This window comes from Mesorhizobium sp. M7A.F.Ca.CA.002.05.1.1, from assembly GCF_003998335.1.
Classification (GTDB): domain Bacteria; phylum Pseudomonadota; class Alphaproteobacteria; order Rhizobiales; family Rhizobiaceae; genus Mesorhizobium.
On sequence record NZ_RZQI01001071.1, the window covers coordinates 1 to 1836 of the forward strand.

The 1836-nt window shown below is 68.6% G+C and carries 1 protein-coding gene and 1 pseudogene; one reads left to right on the forward strand and one right to left on the reverse strand.

The window, feature by feature from the left end; all coding sequences use genetic code 11:
* The first annotated feature begins 10 nt into the window (after window positions 1-10).
* On the forward strand, window positions 11-793 hold the full coding sequence (locus tag EN939_RS32555) for an SDR family oxidoreductase (RefSeq protein WP_127271630.1): 783 nt from the start codon (window positions 11-13) through the stop codon (window positions 791-793).
* Window positions 794-920: 127 nt separating this feature from the next.
* Here the strand turns inward: EN939_RS32555 and EN939_RS32560 are convergent.
* Window positions 921-1836 (reverse strand): annotated as a pseudogene (locus EN939_RS32560) (ATP-binding protein); the annotation flags it as partial.

The window sequence follows — 1836 nt, forward strand, 5'->3', positions numbered from 1 at the left end:
GGGAAGAGGAATGGAGCTTCAGCTCAACGGCAAGGTGGCGCTGGTCACCGGCTCGACGCAAGGCATCGGCCGCGCCATCGCCGAGACGCTGGCGCGCTGCGGCGCCGGCGGCCTGCTCGTCACCGGGCGCGAGAAGACCCGCGGCGATGCCGTGGCGGAAGAGCTTTCGCGGCTCGGCACGCCGACAGTCTTCGTCGCCGCGGACCTCGCCGACCCGGCGGCCCCTGCCCTTTTGACGCAAGCCTGCATCGAGCGCTTCGGCCGCATCGATGCGCTGGTCAACGCCGCAGGGCTGACCGACCGGGCCTCGTTCCTCGACGCCGATCTCGACGGCTGGGCCTCGCTGTTCGCGGTCAACGCGCGGGCACCGTTCTTCCTCATGCAGGCGGCCATCGCCGACATGAAGAAGCGTGGCCAGGGCGGCGCCATCGTCAACATCCTGTCGATCAACGCCCATTGCGGCTCGCCGGAACTCGCCGTCTATTCCGCCAGCAAGGGCGCGCTGGCCACGCTGACCAAAAACGCCGCCAACGCCCATCGCTTCGATCGCATCCGCGTCAACGGCATCAATGTCGGCTGGACCGACACGCCGGCCGAACGTGTCATGCAGGCCGACACGTTGGGCAACGGGCCGGGCTGGCTCGATGCCGCCAACGCCTCGCAACCCTTCGGCCGCCTGTTCTCGACGAGCGACATCGCCAACCTCGCCGTCTTCCTGCTTTCGGATGCTGCCGGGCCGATAACCGGCACGCTCGTCGACCAGGAACAGTGGGTGATCGGGGCGAATCGGTGAGCGCCATCGAAACGCATGCGCCCTGCATGACGCATTTCGGCGTCGGCACCGTTGCCGTCAGAAGTTGGTCGCGATGACGGTGACTGAAAAAACCTATCGCCCATTCGCTCAAAGCACCCGCGCCGCTTCACAGCGCCAGGCTCTCCTGCTCCACCTCTTCGGCATTCGGATCTCCCGGTGCGGTGGCCCAGGCCAATTCGACCAGCGTCACGGTGCGCCAGCCTGTCCCGTCGAGTTGGCAGACGATGAGGCCCTGCTCCTCGATATAGGTCAAGAGGCGCCGGGCGCGGCGCAGCGAGTGCGAGCCGTAGGCGCGGGCGATCGCGGCGTCGCTCGGGCATGGCCAGCCCTCTTTCGCCGCACGGGCGATCATCATGAACACGCCCTGCATGTCGTCGGGCAGCAGCGACGCGCGGACGGAAACGTCCCGCCACGCGTCATCCTGCGTCGTCTCGGAACCAAGGCCGGCACGGGCGCGCGTCAGCATGCGGCGGAACTCCGGCAGGTCCGGCACGACCGACGCGAGGCCTTCTATGCGGCAGCGGACCACGAATTCCTGATAGAGCACCCCGATCACGCGAAAACCCGCATCGGGCTGCGCCAGGATGGCGCGCAGCACACGGTCGACGCGCTCACGACGCTCGGCCAGATCCTCGGCGCTGATTTGCGGCTCCGCCGGCTCGGGGCGCATTTCCAGTGCCGCCGATTTGGCCGCCATCAGCTGGTCGAGCAGGTCCGGCGACGCCGGGCGGCGCGGCGTGCGCACCGTCTCGGGCGGCGGCGCCGCCAGGATGATCGCGCGTGCATCTTCCAGCGCGGATTCCGGCATTGCCATGAGCCGCGGCGTGCCGTTGCGCGGGCTGGTGTCGGTCGGGCCGATGCGCAGCCCCAGCGGACGGCGCGACAGCGCCGGGCCGAGCGCCATGAACTGCCCGCGTTCCAGATCGCGGAACGCTTCCGCCTGGCGTCTCTCCATGCCCAAAAGATCGGCGGCACGCGCCATGTCGATATCGAGGAAGGTGCGGCCCATGAGAAAATTGGAC